At 43.2% G+C, this 25,139-nt stretch carries 25 protein-coding genes; 17 read left to right on the forward strand and 8 right to left on the reverse strand.

Features of this window, described 5'->3' with window-relative positions:
- Positions 1-449: 449 nt before the first annotated feature.
- The 17 genes from wecA (at position 450) to wzzB (ending at position 18,383) form a co-directional block, all read left to right on the forward strand.
- Positions 450-1,526, forward strand: coding sequence for a UDP-N-acetylglucosamine--undecaprenyl-phosphate N-acetylglucosaminephosphotransferase (gene wecA, locus GC087_RS08975; RefSeq protein ID WP_110268234.1), 1,077 nt, complete (start codon positions 450-452; stop codon positions 1,524-1,526).
- A gap of 140 nt (positions 1,527-1,666) precedes the next feature.
- Positions 1,667-2,752, forward strand: a complete 1,086-nt coding sequence (rfbB, locus tag GC087_RS08980; protein WP_110268235.1) for a dTDP-glucose 4,6-dehydratase — start codon at positions 1,667-1,669, stop codon at positions 2,750-2,752.
- Positions 2,752-3,654: a dTDP-4-dehydrorhamnose reductase gene (gene rfbD / locus GC087_RS08985; protein ID WP_110268236.1), complete on the forward strand. Its 903-nt coding sequence runs from the start codon at positions 2,752-2,754 to the stop codon at positions 3,652-3,654. The genes rfbB and rfbD overlap by 1 nt, the downstream gene beginning before the upstream one ends.
- A gap of 49 nt (positions 3,655-3,703) precedes the next feature.
- Positions 3,704-4,579: a glucose-1-phosphate thymidylyltransferase RfbA gene (rfbA, locus tag GC087_RS08990; protein ID WP_172912937.1), complete on the forward strand. Its 876-nt coding sequence runs from the start codon at positions 3,704-3,706 to the stop codon at positions 4,577-4,579.
- Between the two features lie 70 nt (positions 4,580-4,649).
- Positions 4,650-5,213: a dTDP-4-dehydrorhamnose 3,5-epimerase gene (gene rfbC / locus GC087_RS08995; RefSeq protein WP_324030333.1), complete on the forward strand. Its 564-nt coding sequence runs from the start codon at positions 4,650-4,652 to the stop codon at positions 5,211-5,213.
- A gap of 4 nt (positions 5,214-5,217) precedes the next feature.
- Positions 5,218-6,459: a flippase gene (locus GC087_RS09000; RefSeq protein ID WP_110268239.1), complete on the forward strand. Its 1,242-nt coding sequence runs from the start codon at positions 5,218-5,220 to the stop codon at positions 6,457-6,459.
- Positions 6,446-7,354, forward strand: a complete 909-nt coding sequence (locus GC087_RS09005) for a glycosyltransferase family 2 protein (RefSeq protein WP_324030335.1) — start codon at positions 6,446-6,448, stop codon at positions 7,352-7,354. The genes GC087_RS09000 and GC087_RS09005 overlap by 14 nt, the downstream gene beginning before the upstream one ends.
- Positions 7,351-8,535: an EpsG family protein gene (locus GC087_RS09010; protein ID WP_324030337.1), complete on the forward strand. Its 1,185-nt coding sequence runs from the start codon at positions 7,351-7,353 to the stop codon at positions 8,533-8,535. The genes GC087_RS09005 and GC087_RS09010 overlap by 4 nt, the downstream gene beginning before the upstream one ends.
- A gap of 39 nt (positions 8,536-8,574) precedes the next feature.
- On the forward strand, positions 8,575-9,612 hold the full coding sequence (locus GC087_RS09015) for a glycosyltransferase family 4 protein (protein WP_324030339.1): 1,038 nt from the start codon (positions 8,575-8,577) through the stop codon (positions 9,610-9,612).
- The gene (gmd, locus tag GC087_RS09020) at positions 9,609-10,715 is read left to right on the forward strand and encodes a GDP-mannose 4,6-dehydratase (RefSeq protein ID WP_110268243.1); all 1,107 of its coding nucleotides are present in this window, start codon (positions 9,609-9,611) and stop codon (positions 10,713-10,715) included. The genes GC087_RS09015 and gmd overlap by 4 nt, the downstream gene beginning before the upstream one ends.
- 2 nt (positions 10,716-10,717) lie before the next feature.
- Positions 10,718-11,680 carry a GDP-L-fucose synthase gene (gene fcl, locus GC087_RS09025; RefSeq protein WP_226376249.1) on the forward strand — a complete coding sequence of 321 codons (963 nt, stop codon included), beginning with the start codon at positions 10,718-10,720 and terminating at the stop codon, positions 11,678-11,680.
- Position 11,681: 1 nt separating this feature from the next.
- Positions 11,682-12,137 (forward strand): GDP-mannose mannosyl hydrolase, encoded by a 456-nt coding sequence (locus GC087_RS09030; protein WP_324030341.1) that lies wholly within the window; start codon positions 11,682-11,684, stop codon positions 12,135-12,137.
- Positions 12,138-12,150: 13 nt separating this feature from the next.
- Positions 12,151-13,566: a mannose-1-phosphate guanylyltransferase/mannose-6-phosphate isomerase gene (locus GC087_RS09035; RefSeq protein WP_324030343.1), complete on the forward strand. Its 1,416-nt coding sequence runs from the start codon at positions 12,151-12,153 to the stop codon at positions 13,564-13,566.
- Between the two features lie 2 nt (positions 13,567-13,568).
- Positions 13,569-14,312 carry a glycosyltransferase family 2 protein gene (locus GC087_RS09040; RefSeq protein ID WP_324030345.1) on the forward strand — a complete coding sequence of 248 codons (744 nt, stop codon included), beginning with the start codon at positions 13,569-13,571 and terminating at the stop codon, positions 14,310-14,312.
- A gap of 4 nt (positions 14,313-14,316) precedes the next feature.
- Entirely contained in the window at positions 14,317-15,684 is a 1,368-nt protein-coding gene (gene cpsG, locus GC087_RS09045) for a phosphomannomutase CpsG (protein ID WP_324030347.1), read from the forward strand.
- 190 nt (positions 15,685-15,874) lie between these two features.
- Positions 15,875-17,284, forward strand: a complete 1,410-nt coding sequence (gndA, locus tag GC087_RS09050; RefSeq protein ID WP_205956575.1) for an NADP-dependent phosphogluconate dehydrogenase — start codon at positions 15,875-15,877, stop codon at positions 17,282-17,284.
- A gap of 94 nt (positions 17,285-17,378) precedes the next feature.
- Positions 17,379-18,383, forward strand: coding sequence for an LPS O-antigen chain length determinant protein WzzB (gene wzzB / locus GC087_RS09055; RefSeq protein WP_324030349.1), 1,005 nt, complete (start codon positions 17,379-17,381; stop codon positions 18,381-18,383).
- A 179-nt stretch (positions 18,384-18,562) separates the two neighbouring features.
- Here the strand turns inward: wzzB and GC087_RS09060 are convergent, their stop codons facing one another.
- The 8 genes from GC087_RS09060 to hisB form a co-directional block, all read right to left on the reverse strand.
- The gene (locus GC087_RS09060) at positions 18,563-19,858 is read right to left on the reverse strand and encodes a succinylglutamate desuccinylase/aspartoacylase family protein (RefSeq protein WP_033740451.1); all 1,296 of its coding nucleotides are present in this window, start codon (positions 19,856-19,858) and stop codon (positions 18,563-18,565) included.
- Between the two features lie 106 nt (positions 19,859-19,964).
- Positions 19,965-20,762 (reverse strand): ABC transporter substrate-binding protein, encoded by a 798-nt coding sequence (locus tag GC087_RS09065; protein WP_324030352.1) that lies wholly within the window; start codon positions 20,760-20,762, stop codon positions 19,965-19,967.
- 67 nt (positions 20,763-20,829) lie between these two features.
- Positions 20,830-21,306 carry a YbaK/prolyl-tRNA synthetase associated domain-containing protein gene (locus GC087_RS09070; RefSeq protein ID WP_205952045.1) on the reverse strand — a complete coding sequence of 159 codons (477 nt, stop codon included), beginning with the start codon at positions 21,304-21,306 and terminating at the stop codon, positions 20,830-20,832.
- A gap of 73 nt (positions 21,307-21,379) precedes the next feature.
- Positions 21,380-21,991, reverse strand: a complete 612-nt coding sequence (gene hisIE / locus GC087_RS09075) for a bifunctional phosphoribosyl-AMP cyclohydrolase/phosphoribosyl-ATP diphosphatase HisIE (RefSeq protein ID WP_054633490.1) — start codon at positions 21,989-21,991, stop codon at positions 21,380-21,382.
- Positions 21,985-22,761 (reverse strand): imidazole glycerol phosphate synthase subunit HisF, encoded by a 777-nt coding sequence (hisF, locus tag GC087_RS09080; protein WP_324030354.1) that lies wholly within the window; start codon positions 22,759-22,761, stop codon positions 21,985-21,987. The genes hisIE and hisF overlap by 7 nt, the downstream gene beginning before the upstream one ends.
- Positions 22,743-23,480 carry a 1-(5-phosphoribosyl)-5-[(5-phosphoribosylamino)methylideneamino]imidazole-4-carboxamide isomerase gene (gene hisA, locus GC087_RS09085; RefSeq protein WP_324030356.1) on the reverse strand — a complete coding sequence of 246 codons (738 nt, stop codon included), beginning with the start codon at positions 23,478-23,480 and terminating at the stop codon, positions 22,743-22,745. Before hisA ends, hisF begins: the two co-directional genes overlap by 19 nt.
- Positions 23,480-24,070, reverse strand: coding sequence for an imidazole glycerol phosphate synthase subunit HisH (gene hisH, locus GC087_RS09090; RefSeq protein ID WP_006119831.1), 591 nt, complete (start codon positions 24,068-24,070; stop codon positions 23,480-23,482). Before hisH ends, hisA begins: the two co-directional genes overlap by 1 nt.
- Positions 24,070-25,137, reverse strand: coding sequence for a bifunctional histidinol-phosphatase/imidazoleglycerol-phosphate dehydratase HisB (gene hisB / locus GC087_RS09095; protein ID WP_324030357.1), 1,068 nt, complete (start codon positions 25,135-25,137; stop codon positions 24,070-24,072). Before hisB ends, hisH begins: the two co-directional genes overlap by 1 nt.
- Positions 25,138-25,139: the final 2 nt, after the last annotated feature.

Below are 25,139 nucleotides of genomic sequence, written 5' to 3' on the forward strand. Positions count from 1 at the left end.
TCGATGCTAACAAGCAGCCGCACGTATGGGATGTTCCTGTATTGTCTTTAAACCGTTCACATCATTGTAAGCACTCACCTGTTAAAAAATGGACTTAGTTATTTTTTGTCCATAAATCAAAAATCTAGGGCGCTTTCAACCCATCCCGCTTGCCACAGAAAACAAAATCTGTTGATTAAATGGTCAGATTTCAGATGCCAAATCTTGTGTGATCAGAAAATTGTCAAAAAGTGGCGCTTTAAACCTTGTCTCAAAGCCAGGATAGTACGAGAATCGTAAGGTTTTTTATCGATTCAGCCAGGTTCTCGAAAATAATAACCGGGCAAGACAACGCCATTTTGTAATGCAGTCTATGCTTAACGATGGCTAAAACTATGTTCACGCAAGTGGTAGCGATAGCCAGGGGCGGTAGCGTGGTTAAAATATGACAACTCAGCAGTGGTGCATACATGCAAGAGATCGTTTGTGTTTTTCTAAGTGCATTCGCGTTGCTATTCATTGCGCGCAAGGTCGCTCGCAAAGTCGGACTGGTCGATAAGCCTAACGACAGAAAGCAGCATAAAGGACACATTCCCTTAGTTGGCGGCGTTTCGGTCTACTTATCACTATGGATTTTATACATCATGCAGCCAGGTTGGCTGCCTGATTTCACCATCTACATGTTCTGTGCCACGGTACTGCTGGTCGTCGGCGTCCTTGATGACCGCTTTGATCTTCCGGTAATGCCACGCATCATGATTCAGGCATTGATGGCTTGTATCATGATGTGGAATGGTTATTACTTGTATTCATTAGGAAATGTGCTTTTCGGCTTTCAGTTAGTATTGGGTATTTTTGGTTATGCGGTGACGCTTTTTGCTGTCATCGGCGCGGTAAACGCATTCAATATGGTAGATGGTATAGATGGACTATTAGGAGCTTTGTCGTGCGTCACATTTGGTGCCTTAGGAATCGTGTTTGAAATCGGCGGAAACACGCCTCTTGCCCTATGGTGTACATGCTTGATGGCGGCATGTTTACCATACATATTACTCAATCTGGGCATTCCCTGGGGCAATAAATTTAAGGTCTTTATGGGTGATGCAGGAAGTACCTTAATAGGTTTTACAGTAATTTGGCTATTAATGTTGGCGACACAAGGCACAGAAGCCGTGATTCGTCCAGTGACTGCGTTATGGCTAATCGCCGTTCCGCTCATGGATATGGCACGTGTTATGGCTGCTCGTCTCCGTCGAGGCTATAGCCCTTTCAAACCCGATCGGGAACATTTGCATCATCTGCTCATGAGGGCAGGATTGACTGGACGCGGGACACTTGTCGTTATGGTCATATTCGCAGCTATACTGGCAGCAGCAGGCGTTGCATTTGATTCTTTGGGCGTAAGCGACAGCTGGCAATTGCTGCTTTTTATTGCTGCATTCCTTTCATTTAATGGAATAATATACCGTTCAGCGCGATTTCATAGAGTTAATCAAATTAGTTTAGCTAAACAAAATGATACGAATGCATTGGCTGATAAATTTTAAAATCTAATGATGTGAAATTTATATAGTTCGGAAAACTTTATTAGATGTAATTTTCTCCTAACATAACTTTCATGAAATTTAGAAATGGATAGTCATTATCTTTTCTGAATGTTTAAAAGAATAAATTCTGGATAGCGATTGTGAATATTCTAGTTACTGGTGGTGCCGGTTTTATTGGATCTGCGGTAGTTCGACACATTATTGAACATACGCAAGACAGCGTAGTTAATGTTGATAAACTAACCTATGCAGGTAATCTTGAGTCTCTTAAAGATGTTGGCAAGCATCAACGCTATAATTTTGAACATGCTGATATATGCAATGCCGATCAAATGGATACTATCCTTAAACGTTACCAACCAGATGCAATTATGCACTTAGCAGCAGAAAGTCATGTTGATCGTTCAATTACCGGCCCCGCAGCCTTTATAGAAACGAATATTGTGGGGACTTATACAATTCTTGATGCTGCCAGAAAATACTGGATGCAACTGGATGAATCCCGTAAGGCTAATTTCCGCTTCCACCATATCTCTACGGATGAAGTCTACGGAGACCTACCACATCCAGATGAGGTGCAAGATATTTCAACTTTGCCCCTTTTTACCGAACATTCTGCATATGCACCGAGCAGTCCTTATTCTGCTTCAAAAGCATCCAGCGATCATTTAGTCAGAGCCTGGTCACGGACATATGGTTTACCTGTGATTGTGACAAACTGCTCAAATAACTATGGCCCGTACCATTTTCCAGAGAAACTTATTCCTCTGGTGATTTTAAATGCACTTGAGGGCAAACCTTTGCCCGTTTATGGGAAAGGCGATCAGATTCGTGACTGGTTATATGTGGAGGATCATGCACGAGCACTTTTAACCGTCGTTAAGACGGGAAAAATTGGCGAAACTTATAATATCGGCGGGCACAATGAGAAGAAAAATATAGATGTTGTGCATACTATATGTGATTTATTGGACGAAATCGTACCTAAAAAAACATCATATCGTGAACAAATAATTTATGTCAAAGATCGACCTGGTCACGATCGCCGCTACGCAATCGATTCAGGGAAAATAGCCCGTGAATTAGGTTGGAAGCCATTAGAAACCTTTGAAAGCGGTATACGTAAAACGGTGAACTGGTATCTGGCAAATACGCAATGGGTTGATAATATCAAAAGCGGTGCCTACAAAACTTGGATTTTAGAGAATTATGGAGACCGCCAGTAATGAATATCCTGTTGTTTGGGAAATCGGGGCAGGTTGGCTGGGAACTTCAGCGCGCTCTGGCACCTTTAGGCAATGTAATAGCATTGGACAGACACAGCAAAAATTATTGTGGTGATTTAAGTCAGCCAGATGAAATAGCAAAGACAATTCAGCAAATCCAGCCCGAGATTATTGTGAATGCAGCTGCATATACTGCTGTTGACAAAGCAGAGTCTGAATCCAGTCTGGCATATCTAATCAATGCTCATTGCGTTGAGACAATTGCTAAAGAAGCGAAAAAAATAAATGCCTGGGTTGTTCATTATTCAACTGACTATGTATTCTCAGGTGAAGGTGATTGTGCCTGGACCGAGACTGATTTGACCAGTCCAGTAAACACCTATGGTGCCAGTAAGCTTGCTGGTGAACATGCACTAGCTGCATATTGCCAGAAGTTTTTGATCTTACGTACAAGTTGGGTCTATGCGGCAAATGGTAACAATTTTGCTAAAACGATGCTGAAGTTAGCCAGTGAGAGAAAAGAGCTTTCTGTTATAAACGATCAGTTTGGCGCCCCCACAGGCTCAGAACTGCTGGCGGACTGCACTGCCCATGCCCTTCAGACGGCATTACGTAAACCTGAAGTCGCAGGCATTTATCATTTGGCTGCAAGTGGTACAACAACCTGGTATGAGTACGCTTCATTTGTTTTTAATGAAGCCCGAAACAAAGGTATCATGCTTTCTCTCGAAAAGTTAAATGCCATCCCAAGCAGCGCCTATCCTACACCGGCTCGTCGGCCCTATAATTCTCGACTCAATAACTCCCATTTCCAACATATATTTGGATTAAATTTACCTGAATGGTATTCAGGTGTTGAGCGTATGTTAAACGAAGTTTTAATGCAGCAAAAAGATAAATAATTAATTTAATGCCTGATATCAGGCATTTTATGCTTAAAGAGATAAAAGAATGGCAAAGCGGAAAGGAATTATTCTGGCGGGCGGTTCAGGAACACGCCTCTATCCAGTCACAATGGCTGTTAGTAAACAGCTTCTGCCTATTTACGACAAACCTATGATCTATTACCCGCTTTCAACACTTATGTTAGCAGGTATAAATGATATTTTGATTATCAGCACATCACAGGACACACCTCGTTTTGAGCAACTTTTAGGCGATGGTAGTCAATGGGGAGTGAACTTGCAATATAAAGTGCAGCCAAGCCCAGATGGTCTTGCCCAGGCTTTCATTCTTGGTGAGGCGTTTATTGGCAATGATAACTGTGCATTAATTTTAGGCGATAATATATTCTACGGGCATGATTTGCCAAAACTCATGGAAACAGCCATCGAGAAAGATGAGGGCGCTACCATTTTTGCTTATCATGTCAATGATCCCGAGCGATACGGTGTTGCTGAATTTAATAAAGATGGCAAAGCAATCAGCCTTGAAGAAAAACCAGCTAAACCGAAAAGCAATTATGCTGTCACCGGACTTTATTTTTACGATAACAGTGTCGTCGAAATGGCGAAAAATCTAAAACCGTCACCTCGTGGTGAGCTTGAAATCACAGATATTAACAGGCTTTACCTTGAGCGGGGGGATCTCTCTGTAGCGATGATGGGAAGAGGTTTCGCGTGGTTAGATACTGGAACGCATCAAAGTTTAATTGAAGCGAGTAATTTTATTCAGACCATTGAAGAACGACAGGGATTAAAAGTATCTTGTCCTGAGGAAATCGCATACCGAAAAGGTTTTATTGATCGTGAACAGGTTGCTAAGCTAGCTAAACCACTCGAAAAAAATCAATACGGTAAATACCTGATGAGAATGATCAGCTCATAACTTACGGTTAATAATCGCTGACTTTATAAGAAAAATCATTCTTTACTAAAATTCAATTCAGAAAGAAAAAATGAATATTATAGATACAGATATTAAAGATGTATTAGTAATTGAACCAAAAGTATTTGGCGATGATCGCGGTTTTTTTTTCGAAAGCTTTAATAAAAAAATTTTTGATGAAGCTGTTGGCTATGAAGTTAACTTCGTACAGGATAATCATTCTAAATCAAAGAAAAATGTTTTACGCGGACTTCACTTTCAAAAATCACCCAAGGCTCAAGGTAAGCTCGTAAGGTGTGTTAGAGGTGAAGTTTATGATGTTGCTGTCGATATAAGGCCAGACTCTGCTTCTTTTGGCAAGTGGTTTGGTATACGATTATCTGCGGAAAACAAAAAACAATTATGGATTCCGGAAGGCTTCGCACATGGGTTTTACACTCTTACAGATGATGTTGAGTTTGTTTATAAGACTACCGATTACTACTCACCAGAGTGCGAAAGATGCATTAAATGGAATGACGTAGATTTAAATATTTCCTGGCCCATCCCTGATAAATTGTTGCCAGAACTTTCTGCTAAGGATGAAAAAGGTACACCTTTCTCATCTAATCTACATAATTTCATTACTGTGTAATTAAATGAGTTTAATCAAAAATAGCATACTCAATCTTTCTGGGTTCATGATACCTACAATTGTGGCCATACCAAGTTTGGGAATCCTGGCACGCGAACTCGGAACAGAACTTTTTGGCATTTTTACGTTGGCATTTGCGATTGTAGGATATGCAAGCATCTTTGATGCAGGATTAACGCGTGCCGTTATAAGAGAAATTTCTTTATTCAGAAATGACCATGAAGAGCAAATTAAAATAATATCTACAGCCTCAGTTTCAGTATTTTTATTGGGTTGTTTAGCAGGCAGTATACTCTATATTCTAATTCCTTTTATACCCGGTTTTTTACAAGTTTCAATATTTCATATTGATGATGTCAAATCTTCATTTAAAGTCCTTGCAATTACAATACCTGTATTTTTATTAAATCAAATATGGCTAGCGTATCTGGAAGGACATGAAAGATTTGCCATCATTAATATGCAACGTGCGCTCAGTAGTTCTTCTATCGCAGCGATACCTGCAATGTTGATGTTAATACAGCATACTTTATATTATGCCATTGTTGGACTGCTAATTGGGCGAGTAATTTCACTTATAATGAGCTTTTATTTTAGTCGCGAAATTATCCTTAGAAGGTTTCAGTTAAGTAAAGAAACTTATTTTCGACTTTTGAAATTTGGTGGTTGGATAACCATAAGTAACATCATCTCACCAGTCATGGTATATTTTGACCGCTTCGTAATTTCTCATCTTTTAGGTGCTAACAAAATAGCTTATTATACTGCGCCTTCAGAAGCTGTCTCCAGACTGTTGAACATTCCTACAGCGTTATCGAGAGCGCTTTTCCCAAAGTTAAGCGCTGGAAACGCTGACGGAAAAAAACTTGAGAAGCTTAGTTATTTGCTAATGGCTGGGTGTTGTTTACCCATAGTCTTTATTGGTATTTTTTTTGCAGAAAAAATCCTTGTTACATGGATGGGATCTGCGTATGCGGGAGAGCCAGCAAAAATATTACAGATTCTATTAATAGGATTTGTATTTAATGCAATGGCTCAAATCCCCTTTTCTAAAATACAGGCTATAGGTAAAGCACATATTACAGCAAGCCTTCATATGGCCGAGTTAATACCTTATCTACTTATGCTTTATTTTCTTACTGTAAACTATGCTTTAACAGGGGCAGCGGTAGCATGGAGTATAAGAGTGATGGTGGATTTTTTTGCTTTATTCTATCTTTCAAGGAAATTGGATGCAGAACGTTGATATTGCAATGGCAACCTATAATGGTGAAAAGTATATAGCAGAACAATTACGCTCTATTCAAAATCAAACTTACCCTTACTGGACCTTATATATCAGTGATGATGCGTCAACTGACAATACGAAAAAGATCATTGAAGAGTTTGCAAGTCAGGATACCAGAATAAAATTAATTAATATTGAAAGGCAAGGTGGCGTAGTTAACAATTTCAATAAAGCTTTACTATGTACAAATGCAGAATTTGTTTTACTTTCAGATCAGGATGATTATTGGCCCGAGCATCGTATCAAAGATTTATTAGATTTTATTATGCAGAAACCTCAAGATAAGGTTGCAATGGTTTTTAGTGACCTTACACTTGTCGACGAAAATCTGAAAGTTATTTCTGAGAGTTTTTATAAATCACGCTCAATTGACCCATTAAAAAATAGCGATTATAAAACTTTAATTTGGCAATGTAGTGTATACGGTTGTTCAGTAATCATGAACAGAAAACTGCTCGATAAATGCTTGCCATTGCCAGAAGGAATTACGATGCATGATAACTGGTTAGCTTTAAACGCAGCAACTGAAAAGGGATTGTTTTTCTATGATCACCAGACTATTTTTTATCGTCAGCATAGCAATAATGTTGTAGGGGGTTCAGGAAAAACATTAACAACCAAGATAAAAAGTCTACCTAACACAATCGATAAAATAATAAAATACAGGAAAAAGATCACAAAGCTCATCGCAGAAACCAAGAAAATCAGAGGTAACGAGTCTCTTGCTTCGGTCGGAAACTCTTGGCTATCAGATGTTTTTTTTGCGTTAAGAAATATTACACCTGAAATTTTATTCGGTAGCAGAAGAGGGTATGCTTTTTTTATGCTCATTGCTTTTGTGGTAACCAGATGATTTATTTTACCTATTTCTTTATAACCCTTTTTATCTCCTTATTTAGACACCAAAAAAGTGAAAGAATAACTTGTCTAATTATTACTCTTTTTGTGTTTTGTTTCTCTTATCCATCCGGGGGTGATTGGATAGGATATTTTTTGAATTATGATTGCATTCAAAATGGTCAGTGTGACGAAAATACACCTAGCTTTGAGCCTGGCTTTAATTTAATAGTTTACATTTTTGGCAATTTAGGTTTTCTGGGTTATAATATAATAATAGTTATATTTAATATTTATTGCCTCGATAAATTTTCTAAACAGTTTGAGAATAAAGCTTTTATATATTTTTCAATGCTGTCTTTCATGTATTGGATGTTATATGTAGAGGCCGTAAGGCAATCCATAGCAATCTCTTTATTATTGTTGGCTATACCATTCCTTTTTAAAAGAAAAATAATAAATTATATACTTCTGGTTTTGTTGGCAAGTACAGTGCATACAACGGCCATAATATGTATACTCTTTATCTTACCAGTGATATCCCCGAGAATATCACACTTAAGTTCAATGTCGACATTAATACTTTCTCTCGCATTCTTGTTTGTACCGTTCATTATTTTAAATATAGCCTTCTCGCTTTTACAACCAGGATCGCTTGCGTACGAAAAATTGAATTTCTATCTGACTTCTGAAGCTTATCGGCCACAGCTTTCAGCTGGCGTAGGTACTCTCTTCGACTTAATACTTATCGTTCTTGTCTATATTTGCTATAAGGGGCTGAAGCGTAAGAAAGATGAAAATGTTTTACATCATTTGAATTTAGTCTTACCAGGCGTAATTCTCTATATTAGTTTTTCAATAATAATTGGGAAAATGATGCCGGTGATGACAAGAATAGGTTGGTACGGATTACCCTTTATCATTATCTTACTCAATGCGAAAATTTCCGACTCTGTTTATTTTGAGAAAATAAAAAGCACTGCATCTTTTCCCGTTACTAAATTGATGATTTACTTATTTCTCATAGCGCAAGCAGCACGTCCCATGCTTTATGATCATTCGCGTTATGGAATAATTAATCAGGAAACAATATTTCAGGCCGCTAATTACCTAAACGATGATGGGCTTTATATCAGAGCGAAGCAAAAATGTGCAGTTCTGCACACTATGGGTTTGGAGTTTTTATGTTCTATATAATGTATGATAACAGATAAAATATTATACTAAGGCGTATTGATGATTTATATTGATGGAATTATATACTCATTACAAAACTCAGGTGGAATATCTGTATATTTTGATGAGTATTTGAAATTTTTGGATAAAAGTAATGTTAAAAATAAACTTATCATTTATCCAAACAGCAATCCTTATGCAAAAAAATTGCAGGTAAATCGTAAGCCACGACTAAATATTAATATCGAGCGTTATATTGATGTTAGTATATCGCCAGAAAGTAAAAGCGACATTTTTCACTCAAGTTATTACCGGCTTCCCGTTAATAAAGATAATGTAAAAATAATTACCACGGTTCATGATTTTACCTATGAAGTATTCCCCAGGGGGGTCAAAACTAAAATTCATCATTGGCAAAAAAAACGAGCGATACTTAACAGTGATGGGATTATTTGTATTTCTGAATCCACCCGAAAGGATATGTTGAAATATATTCCCGAGGCTAAAAATATACCAACTAAAGTTATATATAATGGTGTAAGCGATTTTGTACCATTAAACACTAAAAGCGATAAAGGTAAATATGTTCTTTTTGTTGGCGCAAGAGAAGGATACAAAAACTTCGTTTCTTGTGTAAAAGCGCTTAAAGATCATAAAGACATAAAATTAATCGTCGTAGGTGGCGGCAGTTTTAATCCTGAAGAACTTATTTTATTGCGCAATACCATACCTGGGCGTTACAGTCATGCAGGGTTTGTAAATGAACAGGAACTTAATGCACTTTACTCAAATGCCCATTGCTTAATTTACCCGTCTTTATATGAAGGATTTGGAATCCCAGTTATAGAAGCGATGCGTTCAGGCTGTCCTGTTATTGCTTCAAATTCTTCCTCAGTAAAAGAAATAGCTACAGGTGCAGCGATTTTACTGGACAATATTACTGAAGTTGATATAAGTCAGGCGTTATATCAGCTCGATGATAAAAGAATACGAGAAAAGTTGGTCACTAACGGACTTACAAACTCTGAAAAATATTCCTGGACAAAAATGGCACAGGAAACATTAAATTTTTATGATGAAATAAGAGATTTAAAATGAAAAAAGCATTAATTACAGGCGTAACGGGTCAGGACGGTTCTTATCTTGCAGATTTTCTTTTGGAAAAGGGATATGAAGTCCATGGAATTATTCGGCGCACATCATCGTTCAATACTGAACGGATCGATAATGCTTTAAGTAAAAATCGCAATATGTATCTTCATTATGGTGATTTGACTGATTCATCTAATTTAATAAGACTAATGAAAGATATCAGTCCGGATGAAGTTTATAATCTTGGTGCAATGTCTCACGTTGCGGTATCATTTGAATCACCTGAGTATACTGCTGACGTAGATGCAATTGGTACTCTTCGTTTGCTTGAAGCCATTCGTATTTGTGGTCTTGAGAAAAAAACCAGATTTTATCAGGCTTCAACTTCCGAATTATATGGTCAGGTAAGAGAAATTCCTCAGAAAGAAACTACGCCTTTTCATCCGAGATCACCTTACGCAGTAGCAAAAATGTACGCCTATTGGATCACTGTTAACTATCGTGAGTCTTATGGCATGTATGCTTGCAATGGTATCTTGTTTAATCATGAATCCCCGCGCCGTGGTGAGACCTTTGTTACGCGTAAAATTACGCGAACGCTTGCTAATATTGCACAGGGTCTTGAAAAACAGTTAGAACTAGGCAACATGGACTCGTTACGTGACTGGGGTCATGCCAAAGATTATGTACGTATGCAATGGATGATGTTGCAGCAAAACCAAGCAGATGATTTCGTTATTGCCACGGGTAAACAAATTTCAGTTCGTGAATTTGTCAGAATGTCGGCTCGTGAACTTGGCATTGAATTAACGTTTACTGGCACAGGCGTGGATGAAATCGCTACGGTAACTTCGGTTTCAGGTGACAATGCTCCGCAAGTGAAAGTTGGTGATGTCATTGTAAGAGTTAATCCTCGTTATTTTCGACCTGCGGAAGTTGAAACACTCCTCGGTGATCCATCTAAAGCAAAAGAGTTACTTGGGTGGGAACCTCTAATTACCGTAGAAGAAATGTGTGCAGAAATGGTGGAACATGATTTAGGTAACGCCAAACAGTTCGCATTATTGAAAAGTCATGGCTTCAATGTTTCAATCTCTGTGGAAAGCTAATTATGACTAAAAAAGTTTTTGTAGCGGGACACCGAGGCATGGTGGGCTCTGCAATTGTTCGCCAACTTTCAAAGCGCAAAGATATTGAAATCATTACTAAAAGTAAAGAAGAGTTGAATCTACTTTCAAAAGATGATGTCGAAAATTTCTTTTGTAAAACTAAGATTGATGAGGTTTATCTTGCTGCTGCAAAGGTAGGGGGGATTCAGGCTAATAATCAGTTCCCCGCGAACTTCATTTATGAAAATATGCTAATTGAATGTAATGTCATTCATGCAGCGCATCTGGCAAATGTCCCAAAACTGCTTTTTTTAGGTTCGAGTTGCATATATCCTAAGTTTGCAGAGCAGCCTATTAAAGAATCTGCTCTTCTTACTGGAGTACTTGAATCCACCAATGAGCCCTATGCGATTGCTAAGATAGCGGGCATCAAATTATGTGAATCGTACAACAGACAATTTTCTCGAGATTACCGCAGTGTAATGCCAACAAATTTGTATGGTATAAACGATAATTTTCATTCAGAAAACTCACATGTTGTACCTGCTCTGATGCGTCGCTTCCATGAGGCGATGCTAAATAATGAGCCTACAGTGACAGTATGGGGAAGCGGTAACCCCATGCGTGAATTTTTATATGTTGATGACATGGCGGAAGCATCTGTCTACGTTATGGAGTTGGATTACGCCAGTTATGCTGCTAATACTATGCCTATGTTATCGCATATAAATGTTGGTACAGGTGTGGACTGTACTATAAGAGAACTGGCAAATACGCTCGCCGAAGTAGTTAGTTATAAAGGCAAAATAATTTTTGATAGTTCAAAGCCTGACGGAACACCGAGAAAATTACTCGATGTACAACGCTTGAAAGATATGGGATGGTCATTTTCAACTGACCTTCATACTGGCCTCAAAGAAACTTATAAGTGGTTTTTAATGAACCAGCATTCTTTTAGGAAGTAAAATGGTAAAGCGATTAAGTAGGAATTTATTCGAAAATATTCTGGCCAATACTCCATTGATATCAATAGACCTGATTCTCGAAAACTCAGATGGGAAGTTTTTATTAGGATACAGGAATAATAAACCTGCGCAGCATCATTGGTTTGTACCTGGCGGGAGAATTTTTAAATCTGAGTCAATTGCTGACGCGTTCAAGCGGATCGTCAGCGATGAATTAAATCTTCATTTAGAAATTGAATGCGCAAGTTTTAAAAGTGTGTATGAGCATTTCTACAACGATTCATATGTAAGTGATAGTGTCTCAACGCATTACATTGTCCTTGCTTATAATATTTCCTACAGATCTGATTTGGAAAGTTTTCCCGTAAACCAGCATTCAAAATTCAAGTGGTTCAGTAAAGAAGAAATTTTAGCTTCTGACTCTGTTCATTTTTATACCAAGAATTATTTTCAATAAAGGCATTGAAATTATGTCAGTTAATTTATTACCTGTTATTATGGCTGGAGGTTCAGGTAGTCGCTTATGGCCATTGTCAAGAACGTTATATCCTAAGCAATTTCTTGCACTTACTTCTGATTCAACAATGCTACAGGAAACGATTAAGCGTGTTGAGCCATTGCCTCATCTTCCGCCTTATATAATATGTAATGAATCACACAGATTTATTGTTGCTGAACAGTTACGCCAGCAGAATGTAAAACACGGAGGGATTTTCCTGGAACCTGTAGGCCGTAATACGGCGCCAGCAATAACTCTGGCTGCGCTACAGGCTGTAAAAGATTTTGGCGATCCCGTTTTGTTAGTGCTCGCTGCCGATCACGTTATCAAGGATGATAAAGCGTTTTTAGCATCAGTTGAAAATGCTATTCCTTTGGCTGAAGCAGGTAAACTTGTTACTTTCGGTATCGTCCCGACCCATCCTGAAACTGGGTACGGTTATATCAAACAAGGCTCAAAACTCAATGACCACTCTTATAAAGTGGATTCATTTGTTGAAAAGCCCAATTTAGAAACTGCACAAGAATATTTGTCATCGGGTGAGTACTACTGGAATAGTGGGATGTTTTTATTCCGTGCGTCTGTGTTTCTTAATGAAATTCGCAAGTTTCATATAGATATTCTGGAGCGGTGTGAGCAAGCTCTATTAGGACAACACAACGATCTTGATTTTATACGTTTAGATGATAATGCATTTAAAAGTTGTCCTGATGAATCCGTTGATTATGCTGTAATGGAAAAAACACAGGATGCAGCTTTGGTTCCAATGAATGCTGCCTGGAGTGATGTTGGCTCATGGTCTGCTTTATGGGAGATAAATGCTAAAGACGGTAATGAAAACGCTATCAGAGGTGATGTCGTTACTTCCGATACTTACAATAGTTATATATATTCTCAAAACAAATTAGTTGCTACTGTAGGCATTAACAATTTAGTTGTCGTAGAGACAAAAGATGCTGTATTGATTGCACATAAGGATAAAGTACAGGGTGTTAAAGATATTGTACATCAGCTAAAAATTGATTCGCGTTGCGAACATTTGCAACATCGTGAAATATTCAGACCTTGGGGATCACACGATACAATAAGTGAAGGTGCTCGTTTTCACGTAAAAAAATTGACGATTAAGCAGGGGCAGCGTACAGCAACGCAAATACACCATCACCGTGCTGAACACTGGATTGTTGTTTCAGGAACCGCTAAAGTTCATAAAGGTGACCAAAGCTATCTCATTACGGAAAATGAATCTATTTATATTCCGATTGGGGAAGCCCACGCTATTGAAAATCCTGGCATTCTTCCGCTTGAAATTATTGAAGTACGTACCGGAACGTACTTGTCTGAAGATGATGTCATCCGTATTGGTGATGACGGGACAGGATATTAAGAATGAAAGTTTCTATTATAACAGCAACCTATAATAGTGAAAAAACAATTAAAGACACTGTTTTATCATTGCAATCACAAGATTATCCTAACATTGAATTTATTATTATCGATGGTGCTTCAAAAGATAATACATTAGCCGTGGCGCAAGAAAACTGTACACGTATTACCAAAATTATCAGTGAGCCTGATAGAGGCATTTATGACGCTTTAAATAAAGGTATTCTTAATGCTACAGGCGATATTATTGGTTTTTTACATTCAGATGATATTTTTTCTTATCCATCAGCCATTTCTGAAATTGTAAGTGGTTTTACAGATGATGACATAGATGCTGTTTACTCAGACCTTAATTATGTTTCTCAGAAAAATACGGATAAAGTCGTTCGTAAATGGTTGAGCGGCTTCTATGATGTGAAAAAAATTAAGCTTGGCTGGATGCCACCTCATCCAACCTTTTATATGAAAAAGAAAAGGTATGATGAATGGGGCGTTTTTGATTTAACGTATCGGATTTCTGCGGATTATGATTCGCTGTTACGTTATTTGTATGTTCATAAAGCTAATGTATCATATCTTCCTAAAGTTACCATTTCGATGCGGGTCGGCGGCGAAAGCAATCGTTCAATCAAAAACATCTTAAAAAAATCCCGTGAAGATATTGATGTTATAAAGAAAAATGGTTTGTTTTGGCCAACTGTTCTGCTGTGTAAAAATATCTCTAAACTTCCTCAATTTATAAAATAAAAATATGAAAAATTTAACCTGTTTCAAAGAATATGATATTCGCGGTAAACTTGGAGATGAGCTTAATAATGAGATTGCCTATAAAATTGGCCGTGCATTCGGTCAGTTCTTAAAACCTAAAACTGTCGTTGTAGGTGGTGATGCCAGGCTTACAAGCGAAGAGCTTAAGCTCTCTCTTGCCAATGGCCTTCAGGATTCAGGTGTTGACGTACTGGATTTAGGTATGGTCGGAACAGAGGAAATTTATTTTGCCACCTTTCATTTAGGTTGTGACGGTGGAATTGAAGTGACTGCCAGTCATAATCCTATTAATTATAATGGAATGAAATTAGTTCGCCATGGTGCTAAACCTATTAGCGGGGACAGTGGTTTAAGAGACATTCAGTACCTGGCTGAATCAGGTCATTTTAGCGCTGTTGAGGATAACGTAAAAGGGACATATTCGAAAGTTACCACTTTAAATGAATACGTTTCAAATATCCTGAGTAGTATTAATTTAGAGTATTTAAAACCTCTTAAGCTTGTTATTAACAGTGGTAATGGTGTAGCGGGTCATGTAATTGATGCTATAGAGTGTCAATTTAAAAAGAATAATGTGCCCATTGAAATTATCAAAATTCACCATGTTGCTGACGGCACTTTTCCTAATGGAATCCCTAATCCGCTTTTGCCAGAATGTCGTGAAGATACACAAAAAGCGGTATTACAGCATGGTGCCGACTTTGGAATAGCTTTTGATGGCGATTTTGACCGTTGCTTTTTCTTTGATGAAAAAGGACAGTTTATTGAAGGTTATTACATCGTTGGGCTTCTTGCTGAGGCTTTCTTAAAGAAACATCCTGGTGAAAAAGTCATCTACGATCCTCGACTCACATGGAACACTATTGACATAGTGACTTCTAATGGAGGAGAAGCAATCATGTCTAAAACAGGACATGCCTTTATTAAAGAACGCATGCGTAAAGAAGATGCAGTATATGGCGGTGAAATGAGTGCGCATCATTATTTCCGCGATTTTGCTTATTGTGATAGTGGAATGATCCCATGGTTACTTATTGCTGAGCTGGTTAGTCTAAAAGGCATGTCTTTAGGCGATTTGGTTTCAGAAAGAATTGCCGCTTATCCTTCTTCTGGGGAAATTAACAGCAAGTTAACTGATCCAGATGCATCAATTAAAAGGGTGCTTGAGCACTATGAGGATCTCGCAGAGACTAAAGACTTTACTGACGGCATCAGTCTTGATTTTGGCTCCTGGCGCTTTAATTTAAGAAGATCGAACACCGAACCTGTAGTTCGTTTGAACGTCGAATCGCGAGGTGACATACAGCTGATGCAAGCCAAAACCTCAGAAGTACTAAGCCTGTTAGCCTGAGCCAGTTAATCTTGAAGCTACAAGTGATGTTGCCTCAATGCGGTTTTTATCGACAGTCATCCAAGCCCATGATTTAGCGATATATGCTGAAACCATCAATTTCTTCCCTCATCTCATTATCATGAGATAACATGTCAGGACATTAATTGCAGTCGTGTACTGCTGATTTCACTTTAAGACAGGAGTAGATATGTCTAAGCAACAAATCGGTGTTGTAGGTATGGCAGTGATGGGCCGAAATTTGGCACTTAATATTGAGAGCCGCGGTTACACTGTTTCTGTCTTCAACCGGTCACGTGAAAAGACAGATGAAGTGATTGCTGAGAACCCCGGGAAGAAGCTGGCCCCGTTCTACACTGTTAAAGAATTTGTCGATTCACTTGAAAAACCACGTCGTATCCTCTTAATGGTGCAGGCGGGTGAAGCAACTGATAAGACTATTGCCTCTTTAACACCTCATCTTGATAAAGGCGATATCCTCATTGACGGTGGTAACACTTTCTATAAAGACACTATACGTCGTAATAAAGAGCTATCTGATCAGGGCTTTAACTTTATCGGCACCGGTGTTTCGGGTGGCGAAGAAGGGGCCTTAAAAGGTCCATCAATTATGCCTGGTGGTCAGAAAGAAGCGTATGAGCTGGTTGCGCCTATTCTTGATAAAATTGCTGCTCGAGCAGAAGATGGTGAGGCTTGCGTCTCATATATTGGCCCAGACGGTGCGGGCCACTATGTTAAAATGGTCCATAACGGTATTGAATATGGCGATATGCAGCTCATCGCAGAAGCTTACGCGCTGCTGAAAGGTGCTCTGGGTCTGAATAATGAAGAGCTGGCGAAGACGTTTACCGAGTGGAATAACGGCGAACTGAGCAGCTACTTGATTGATATCACTAAAGATATTTTCACTAAAAAAGATGAAAACGGTCATTATCTCATCGATGTTATTCTTGATGAAGCAGCAAATAAAGGCACTGGTAAATGGACCAGCCAGAGTTCACTGGATTTGGGTGAGCCTCTGTCACTGATCACCGAATCTGTTTTTGCTCGCTACCTGTCATCGCTTAAATCGCAACGCGTTGCTGCCTCTAAAGTATTAAGTGGACCACAGGCTAAGGCCTTCGCTGGCGATCAAGCAGAGTTTGTGGAAAAAGTACGCCGTGCGCTCTATCTTGGCAAAATAGTATCTTATGCTCAGGGCTTCTCTCAGTTGCGTGCCGCATCAGATGAGAATAACTGGGATCTGCACTACGGTGAGATCGCTAAGATTTTCCGTGCGGGTTGTATCATTCGTGCCCAGTTTCTTCAGAAAATTACTGATGCGTATGCTGAAGACGCAGGTATTGCCAATCTCCTTCTGGCACCATACTTTAAAGATATTGCTGATCAATATCAGCAGGCGCTACGTGATGTTGTAGCCTATGCTGTTCAGAATGGCATCCCAACGCCAACCTTCTCAGCGGCGATTGCCTACTATGACAGCTATCGCTCAGAAGTATTGCCAGCTAATTTAATTCAGGCACAACGCGACTACTTTGGCGCTCATACTTATAAGCGTATCGATAAAGAAGGCGTGTTCCATACGGAATGGCTGGATTAATTGTTAATAAAACCTCCCAACTGGGAGGTTTATTTTTGGTTTCGTGCCTTTTTAACAAGGCAATTAGAAATAATTTTTCCTGAGTTGACTGTTTATGAATGAAAAGTTTTCTACAAGAGGGGAGCAGCCAAACGTCCCTAAAAATAGTGTTAGTTCGAAAGATGAACTTGACTTAATGGATGTTTTTTTTCAATTATGGCAAGGTAAAAAATTTATTATTTTGGGGATGGTAATTGCACTTATCATAGCGGCAATTTACGTTAGCGTAGTTAAAGAAAAATGGACATCCCAGGCTACGGTAACCTTACCTGCCGCAGGTCAAGTTGCTAATTATAATGCAGCTCTTGCCATTGTATACGCTGATACTCCTCAGGATAAACCTTCGTTAAGTGGATTACAAAATCAATTATTTGGCCGTTTTAGCGCATCGTTAAGTGCATTATCAGGTGCATTGGCTAATCTGGAAGAGCCACTGACGCTGCGGATTGATTCTATAAAAGGTCGGGATGATGCGCTTAATGTCTCTTTTGTCGGTCATACAGCTAAAGAAGCGCAGTCGCAACTTTCAAAGTATATTGATAAAATAAATGCCGATGTTGTAAAAGATTACGGCGATGATATTAAACGTAACTTGAGCGTTAAAACAAGAGAATTGACAAATACACTTGACACCTACACTCAGGTTGCAATCAATCAAAAAGAGCACCGACTGGATGTCATTAAACAGGCTCTTAAAGTCGCTCAGGCATCTAATGTCGATAAATTGCAAGTCAAACAAGCTGATTTTCTTTCTGACGATACTTTGTATTTACTGGGTACTGATGCGCTTAATGCTATGGTAGCAAATGAAAACTCTAAACCTCTTAATTATGGCAAGGAGTATTATGAGGCACAGCGCGCTTTATTGGCTGTCACGCACCTTAAGATTGAGGTCGAGAACCTTCAGTCCTACAGATATATTTCTGAAGCTGACTTACCTTTCAGACGTGATAGCCCTAAAAAAGCACTGATATTATTTCTTTCTCTTATTGGTGGCGCAATTTTAGGCGGTTTATTCGTTCTTACACGTAATGCTTTAATCAGTTATAAGAATAATTAACGTAGGAAGACCACTGGTTTTAAGCACGCTAATCCATATATTGTATTCATCAAAAAGCTCATTTAATAATGAGCTTTTTTCATTCTCATGCAAGGAAAGGAAGTGATTATTTTATTGATCCTATGATTGCAGAATCATCACGGCCTCCAATGAGGTCACAGCCTGTAGCGCTGAATTTATCATACCAACAACTCCCCACTCCTCACCGCCTTATCGCCCGCCAGCCTTAACACCAGCATGCCTGCCGTCGCAAATCTGGCCCAGTGCCGCGCGTATAGCACGCCTCCAAATTCTGCGACCAACGGCGTGATGTGGTCGGTGACAGGATCAACAATCTCCGCAACCACTTCCCCTGGACGGATTCGCGCGCCCAGCGGTTTGCGATACAAGATCAGGCCCGATACCGGTGAGTGAACATATTCACAACCCGCCAGCGGCGTCGGGGGATTTTTAAGCGGCGGCATTAAAGCCGACGTGCCTTCGGTGTGACGCTGCTTGATAATATTGCCTTCTTCTGCGGCCTGCGCCACACCAGGCGCACCCAGTCCGGTGCCGCTCTCATCCACACCGACCACATCCTCACCGCCGCTCACCACCGACACCAGCTCATCACCGCCAATCACCGGCGCAGCGACTTCAACGGACACGGACGTATCGGCCGCAGAGATATAGCCGGATTCCTGCAACGCGTTAATGATCGCATCTGCGTCCTGCTCAGCCTGTTCAGGCGAGACATCACGTACGCCACGTAGCTCCAGCGTCACCGGTAACAGGCCGCGCGGCATCGGGAATGTTTCACCAAATTTTTCAGCCAGCGTTAGCCAGGGTTCACAGCAGGCTTCGTCAAAGGGCTCACCCCCCGAGATCTGTGCCAGTAGCTGCACTTCACTGCCCAGCCAGCGTGCTAAGGGTTCGATATCCGGCCATGCATGTGGCGTGGTGTATAGGTGTGGAACCGCCTCCCAGTCACAATGCAAATCAATCATCAGATCGGCCTGACTGGCCATGCGCATCAGCGTATAACGCTGGGCTTCCAGTTCAGTTTTGGCGATTGTGTCACGGTAGTAACGGTCAATCGCATCACGAATCAGCTGCCGGTTCTGACTCTCATTCTGGGTCAGCGTCTCGGCCAGTTCCCCCGCCAGAAGTGCACCCAGAGACGGGAATTTGCGGTTAAAATCCTGGCCGGACTGTGCGTGGAAGCGTCCCAGATGTGTACCGTGCCAGTGTTGGCTCAGGGCCAGCGGATTGGATACCGGTATCAGGGAGAAAAAAGCTTTGAGTCGTCCGGCAGATTCCAGCGCCTGTAAACGCTGCTTAAGATACCAGGCCACCGCCATCCCTGGGATCTCGTCGCCATGTAAGGAAGCCTGAATATAGACCTGGCGACTGTGATCATCGCCAAAATGAAAACTGATAATTTCACGCTGGGTGCCGAGAGAGGCGCTTAACAAAGGGTGATGTTGTTGGTACATACCGTGTTAATGTCCTTTTGTCGGTTCAGGGGCGGACAAATGCCGCCCATAAAGTCATTGAGTATAGTCATGCAGGCGGAGGAGGGGGAAAAAGCCTGCACTGACGTTACGGTTGAATGGAAATATCCGTGGCAAAATATTTCTTTTGCAGTTTGTCAAAGGTGCCATTTTTCTTAATGGCAGCGAAGGCATCATCCAGCGCAGTTTTCAGTTCGGTATCGCCTTTACGCAGGCCAATCGCCGTGCCCGGCCCGATGATCGGGTCTTTCACAATCGGCCCGGCCAGTTCAAACGCGCTGCCCTGAGGTTGTTTGAGAAAACCGTTTGCCGCCTGAGCCGCATCGGTAAAGACCGCATCAAGGCGCCCGGCCACCAGATCATTTTCAACCTGCGCCTGATCGCCATAGGGCACGACCGTCACGCCAAAAGGTTGCCATTTTGCCCGGGCATAACGCTCCTGCACGGTGCCTTGTTCTACGCCTACGGTTTTGCCTTTCAGCGATTCCGGGGTGGGCAACAGGCCAGACCCCTTACGCGCGATAAGCTGGGTGTGCGTATCGTACAGCGGCACGGTAAAGTCGATTTGCTTCAGTCGCTCTTCGGTGATGCCCATATCAGACAGAATGGCGTCGAATTTACGCGCTTTAAGCGCCGGGATCATCCCGTCGAACTGGCTTTCCACCCAGACACATTTGGCCTGCATCTGCGCGCACAGCGCGTTACCTAAATCGATATCAAAGCCGACCAGCTTCCCCTGCGGCGTTTTGGATTCAAAAGGGGGATAGGTGGGATCAACAGCGAAGCGAACCTGCTCAATTTTCGCCTGGGCGCCAAACGCGCAGCCAGCCAGGAGGGCCAGCGCTAACGCTTTGTGTAAACGGATTTTCAGAGAAGTAATTGCCATCGTTTTCGGTCTTCTGTTGTCGTAATAGTGTATTACGCAGAGTACCTTTCACCCGGGATGATGGCAATTAGAGGATGATTTTCACGATGTTAGCCTGGCAAAGGCCACGGTAATCCTGGGTATTCAGTACGACAGACTGGTCGAGTACGCCGGCGTTAAAGGCAATCTCGTCATAGCGCTCAAACAGCAGCGGGTCGACCACCACAGTTAAATCAGGATGAAAGCTGAACGGGGGAATCGCACCAAATACGCAGCCGGTTAGTACATCGACCTCTGCGGGCGAGGCAAGGGATGCCCGGCGTCCGCCTACGGCTGAGGCGACTTTACTGAGATCGGCCTGCTGATCCGCAGGCAGTACCGCCAGGACATGTTGTTTGACGCCATTGCCTTTCACATGACACACCAGCGCCTTTGCGCCCTGTCCGACTTCCGTGCCGCGAATTTTGGCAACGGCTTCACATTTGCCGGTTGCCTCATGCTGCATCAGGCGGTAACGCGCACGATGCTGGTCGAGCAGAGCAATGAGTTTTTCATGCGTAGTCACGGTAAAATCCTTACAGGTCAAATGGACGGGAAAGGCTGCTCAGCAAACCGTCGAGCAGCCGTAACGCAGTCTGTCACTTATGACGGGCGCGCAGGTTATTGATGATGGTGCTGAGATCCAGATCCTGATCCTGCAGCAGTACCAGCAGGTGATAGATCAGATCGGAGGCTTCGTTCGTCAGTTCCTCACGATCGTTCACCGTGGCAGCCAGCGCGGTTTCCACGCCTTCTTCACCGACCTTCTGCGCAATCCGTTTGGTGCCGCTGGCATAGAGTCTGGCGGTGTAAGAGCTTTCCGGGTCGGCCTGCTTACGGGACGCCAGCAGTTGTTCCAACTGATAGAGGAACGTCCAGTCAGGCGCAGCAGGGGTGAAGCAGCTGGAGGTGCCCAGATGGCAGGTGGGGCCAATCGGATTGGCCAGCACCAGCAACGTGTCGTTGTCGCAGTCAGGTGTGATGCTCACGACCTGTAGAAAGTGTCCTGAGGTCTCGCCTTTGGTCCACAGACGGCTTTTGGTGCGTGAAAAGAACGTCACGTTGCCGTCCTGCAGCGTTTTTTCCAGCGCCGCCTGATTCATATAACCGTGCATCAGAACTTCACCAGAAACAGAATGCTGGACGATGACCGGCATCATGCCTTGGGTTTTTTCCCAGTCTAACCGGGCCAGTTGTTGTTCAGTTAACACGCACGAATCTCCACACCGTTGTCGATCAGAAAGCGTTTCAGCTCGCCGATATTAATAATTTGTTTGTGAAAAACCGACGCCGCCAGCGCGCCATCGACATTGGCCTGCTCAAAGGCTTCAAGGAAGTGAGTCATGGTACCCGCACCGCCAGAGGCGATCAGCGGTACCTTGCAGACATCACGTACCTTCTTCAACTGCACCAGGTCATAACCGTTGCGCACGCCGTCCTGGTTCATCATGTTGAGGACAATCTCGCCTGCGCCCCGTTTCTGCACTTCCTGCACCCAGTCCAGTGTTTCCCACTGGGTCACGCGGGTGCGGGATTCGTCGCCGGTATACTGATTAACATGGTACTTCCCGCTGGCGTCATCAAACCAGGTATCAATACCGACCACGATGCACTGGACGCCAAAGCGGTCGGCCAGGCGGGTGATCAATGAAGGATCGGCCAGCGCAGGGGAGTTAATGGAAATTTTGTCCGCACCAAACTCCAGAATCCGCGCGGCATCTTCCGGGGTTTTGATGCCGCCTGCCACGCAGAACGGAATGTCGATGACTTCGGCAACGCGCGCAACCCAGCTTTTATCCACTACGCGGTCGTCCGATGAAGCGGTGATATCGTAAAACACCAGCTCGTCCGCACCTTCTTGCGCATAGCGCTGCGCCAGCGGCACGATGTCGCCAATAATTTCGTGGTTACGAAACTGAACGCCTTTTACCACCTGACCGTAACGCACATCGAGACAAGGAATTATCCGTTTTGCCAGCATGCTATGGCCTCCGAAACTGTAAATTTGCCTTCCAGTAGCGCACGTCCGACGATCACGCCCTGAACACCGCTGCCGCGAAGGGCGGCAACGTCACTGAGTTCACCAATACCGCCTGAGGACTGAAACGCAATCTGCGGAAAGCGTGCGGTCACTTCTTTATACAGATCCACGTTCGACCCGCTGAGCGTACCATCACGGGAAATGTCGGTGCACAGAACATGCTTCAGCCCGACCGGCTGAAACTGTTCAATGACCTCTTCGAGCGTAACGCCCGCAGCTTCCTGCCAGCCGCTAATCGCCACCTCTTTGCGGTTGGTCGCATCAATACGGACGTCCAGCGCCAGCACAATCGCGTCCGGGCCAAACTCGGTAAACCAGGCTTTCACTTCCTCGGGCTGTTTGACGGCGGTCGACCCTACCACCACACGGCTGGCACCCGCGTCCAGTAACGCTTTAACGTCTTCCCGACTGCGAATGCCGCCGCCAATCTGGACCACCGCATCCACGCCGTTAAGCAGGCTTTTCAGTAAGGTAAACTGGCGTTTCGCCGGATCTTTAGCACCGGTTAAATCCACGAGGTGCAGTACCGTTGCGCCCTGGCGTGCGTAATCCTGTAAGCGGGGTAACGGATCGCTGCCGTAATCGCGCTGACGGGCATAATCACCCTGATGCAGGCGCACAACCTTGCCATCAATTAAATCTAATGCGGGGATAATCATTACATCTCCAGGAAGTTTTTCAGCAACTGCGCGCCGACTTTGCCAGAGCGTTCCGGGTGGAACTGCACGCCAAAGAAGTTATCTTTCTGTACCGCGGCCGTGAACGCCTGACCATAGTGACACTGCGCAATGGTGCTGGCATTTACGGGCATCGCAAAGCTGTGTACGAAGTAGAAGTAGCTGCCTTCATCAATGCCGCGGAACAGATGATTACCGGCCTGAGCGGTGATCTGGTTCCAGCCCATGTGCGGTAACGGTAACCCCTGCGTGTCCATCAGTGACACGGGCTGGTCGATAATGCCCAGCGTGGGCACACCGCCATTCTCTTCGCTGTGGCTGCCCAGCAGCTGCATGCCCAGGCAAATACCCAGCACCGGCTGCGTACAGGCCTTGACCAGCTCAATCAGCTCACGCTCCTGCAGTTGGTTCATGGCCGCCTGCGCGGTGCCAACGCCGGGCAGAAACAGCTTATCGGCGCGCAGGACGACATCCGGATGGCGACTGACCTCTGGCGTATAGCCCAGACGTTCAACGGCCCACTTTACCGACGACAGGTTGGCACAGCCTGTATCCAGGATCACCACGTTCATTACAGCACTCCTTTAGAGCTCGGCAGGGTATCTCCCTCAACGCGAATCGCCTGACGTAAGGTCCGGCCAAAGGCTTTGAATAAACTTTCCACACGGTGATGATCGTTTTTCCCTTTGGTTTTCAGGTGCAGGGTGCTCATCATGGCGTAGGACAGGGAACGGAAGAAGTGCTCGACCATCTCGGTGCTCAGATCGCCAACGCGCTGATAGCTGAATTCCGCTTTAAATTCGATATGTGGACGACCAGAGATATCAAGCGCACAGCGCGCCAGGCACTCATCCATCGGCAGCACAAAGCCAAAACGGCCAATGCCGCGCTTATCGCCCAACGCTTTCAGCAGCGCTTCGCCTAATGCCAGACCGGTATCTTCTACCGTGTGGTGATCGTCAATATACAGGTCACCGTTGACGTCGATGTTCATGCGGAAGCCGCCGTGCACGGCAATCTGGTCCAGCATATGATCAAAGAAGCCGACGCCAGTGTTGATCTTACTGCCGCCTTCGCGGTCCAGCCACAGTTCCACGCGGACCTGGGTTTCTTTGGTGTTGCGTTGGACCAGCGCGTAGCGGTCGCGCTGCGTCAGCTGCTGCTGAATCGCTTTCCAGTCCTGACCTTCTGCGCCATAGCGAATGCCCTGAATCCCCATATTTTCCGCCAGCTGAATATCGGTCTGGCGATCGCCAATCACATAGCTGTTGGCCGTATCAAGGGCGCCTTCAGCCAGCCAGGCCTCAACCATCTGGGTTTTCGGCTTGCGGCACGCGCAGTGGTCTTCAGGCTTATGGGGACAAATCAGCACATCGCTAAAACGAATGCCCTGCGATGATAAAATCTGCATCATCAGCGTGTGTGGGCCATCGAAGTCCGCCTGTGGAAAACTGTCCGTGCCCAGACCGTCCTGATTGGTAATCATCACCAGCTGATAGCCTGCGTCCTGCAGCGCCAGCAGTGCAGGCACGACGTCCGGCTCAAACGCCAGCTTATCCATCCGATCCACCTGAAAGTCCTGCGGCGGTTCCGAGATAATCGTGCCATCGCGGTCAATAAAAAGGGTCTTCTGACTCATGC

Source organism: Pantoea sp. JZ2 (assembly GCF_035191405.1).
Classification (GTDB): Bacteria; Pseudomonadota; Gammaproteobacteria; order Enterobacterales; family Enterobacteriaceae; genus Pantoea; species Pantoea stewartii.

Excerpts from the sequence above, each read along its gene's own strand:
- gndA (WP_205956575.1), top strand. The coding sequence starts at position 15,875 with ATGTCTAAGCAACAAATCGGTGTTGTAGGTATGGCAGTGATGGGCCGA.
- hisB (WP_324030357.1), bottom strand. The coding sequence starts at position 25,137 with ATGAGTCAGAAGACCCTTTTTATTGACCGCGATGGCACGATTATCTCG.
- rfbC (WP_324030333.1), top strand. The coding sequence starts at position 4,650 with ATGAATATTATAGATACAGATATTAAAGATGTATTAGTAATTGAACCA.
- GC087_RS09035 (WP_324030343.1), top strand. The coding sequence starts at position 12,151 with ATGTCAGTTAATTTATTACCTGTTATTATGGCTGGAGGTTCAGGTAGT.
- GC087_RS09060 (WP_033740451.1), bottom strand. The coding sequence starts at position 19,858 with ATGTACCAACAACATCACCCTTTGTTAAGCGCCTCTCTCGGCACCCAG.
- gmd (WP_110268243.1), top strand. The coding sequence starts at position 9,609 with ATGAAAAAAGCATTAATTACAGGCGTAACGGGTCAGGACGGTTCTTAT.
- hisA (WP_324030356.1), bottom strand. The coding sequence starts at position 23,480 with ATGATTATCCCCGCATTAGATTTAATTGATGGCAAGGTTGTGCGCCTG.
- rfbA (WP_172912937.1), top strand. The coding sequence starts at position 3,704 with ATGGCAAAGCGGAAAGGAATTATTCTGGCGGGCGGTTCAGGAACACGC.
- wecA (WP_110268234.1), top strand. The coding sequence starts at position 450 with ATGCAAGAGATCGTTTGTGTTTTTCTAAGTGCATTCGCGTTGCTATTC.
- rfbD (WP_110268236.1), top strand. The coding sequence starts at position 2,752 with ATGAATATCCTGTTGTTTGGGAAATCGGGGCAGGTTGGCTGGGAACTT.
- GC087_RS09005 (WP_324030335.1), top strand. The coding sequence starts at position 6,446 with ATGCAGAACGTTGATATTGCAATGGCAACCTATAATGGTGAAAAGTAT.
- fcl (WP_226376249.1), top strand. The coding sequence starts at position 10,718 with ATGACTAAAAAAGTTTTTGTAGCGGGACACCGAGGCATGGTGGGCTCT.
- GC087_RS09065 (WP_324030352.1), bottom strand. The coding sequence starts at position 20,762 with ATGGCAATTACTTCTCTGAAAATCCGTTTACACAAAGCGTTAGCGCTG.
- GC087_RS09015 (WP_324030339.1), top strand. The coding sequence starts at position 8,575 with ATGATTTATATTGATGGAATTATATACTCATTACAAAACTCAGGTGGA.
- hisF (WP_324030354.1), bottom strand. The coding sequence starts at position 22,761 with ATGCTGGCAAAACGGATAATTCCTTGTCTCGATGTGCGTTACGGTCAG.
- GC087_RS09040 (WP_324030345.1), top strand. The coding sequence starts at position 13,569 with ATGAAAGTTTCTATTATAACAGCAACCTATAATAGTGAAAAAACAATT.
- cpsG (WP_324030347.1), top strand. The coding sequence starts at position 14,317 with ATGAAAAATTTAACCTGTTTCAAAGAATATGATATTCGCGGTAAACTT.
- GC087_RS09010 (WP_324030337.1), top strand. The coding sequence starts at position 7,351 with ATGATTTATTTTACCTATTTCTTTATAACCCTTTTTATCTCCTTATTT.
- GC087_RS09000 (WP_110268239.1), top strand. The coding sequence starts at position 5,218 with ATGAGTTTAATCAAAAATAGCATACTCAATCTTTCTGGGTTCATGATA.
- hisH (WP_006119831.1), bottom strand. The coding sequence starts at position 24,070 with ATGAACGTGGTGATCCTGGATACAGGCTGTGCCAACCTGTCGTCGGTA.
- GC087_RS09030 (WP_324030341.1), top strand. The coding sequence starts at position 11,682 with ATGGTAAAGCGATTAAGTAGGAATTTATTCGAAAATATTCTGGCCAAT.
- wzzB (WP_324030349.1), top strand. The coding sequence starts at position 17,379 with ATGAATGAAAAGTTTTCTACAAGAGGGGAGCAGCCAAACGTCCCTAAA.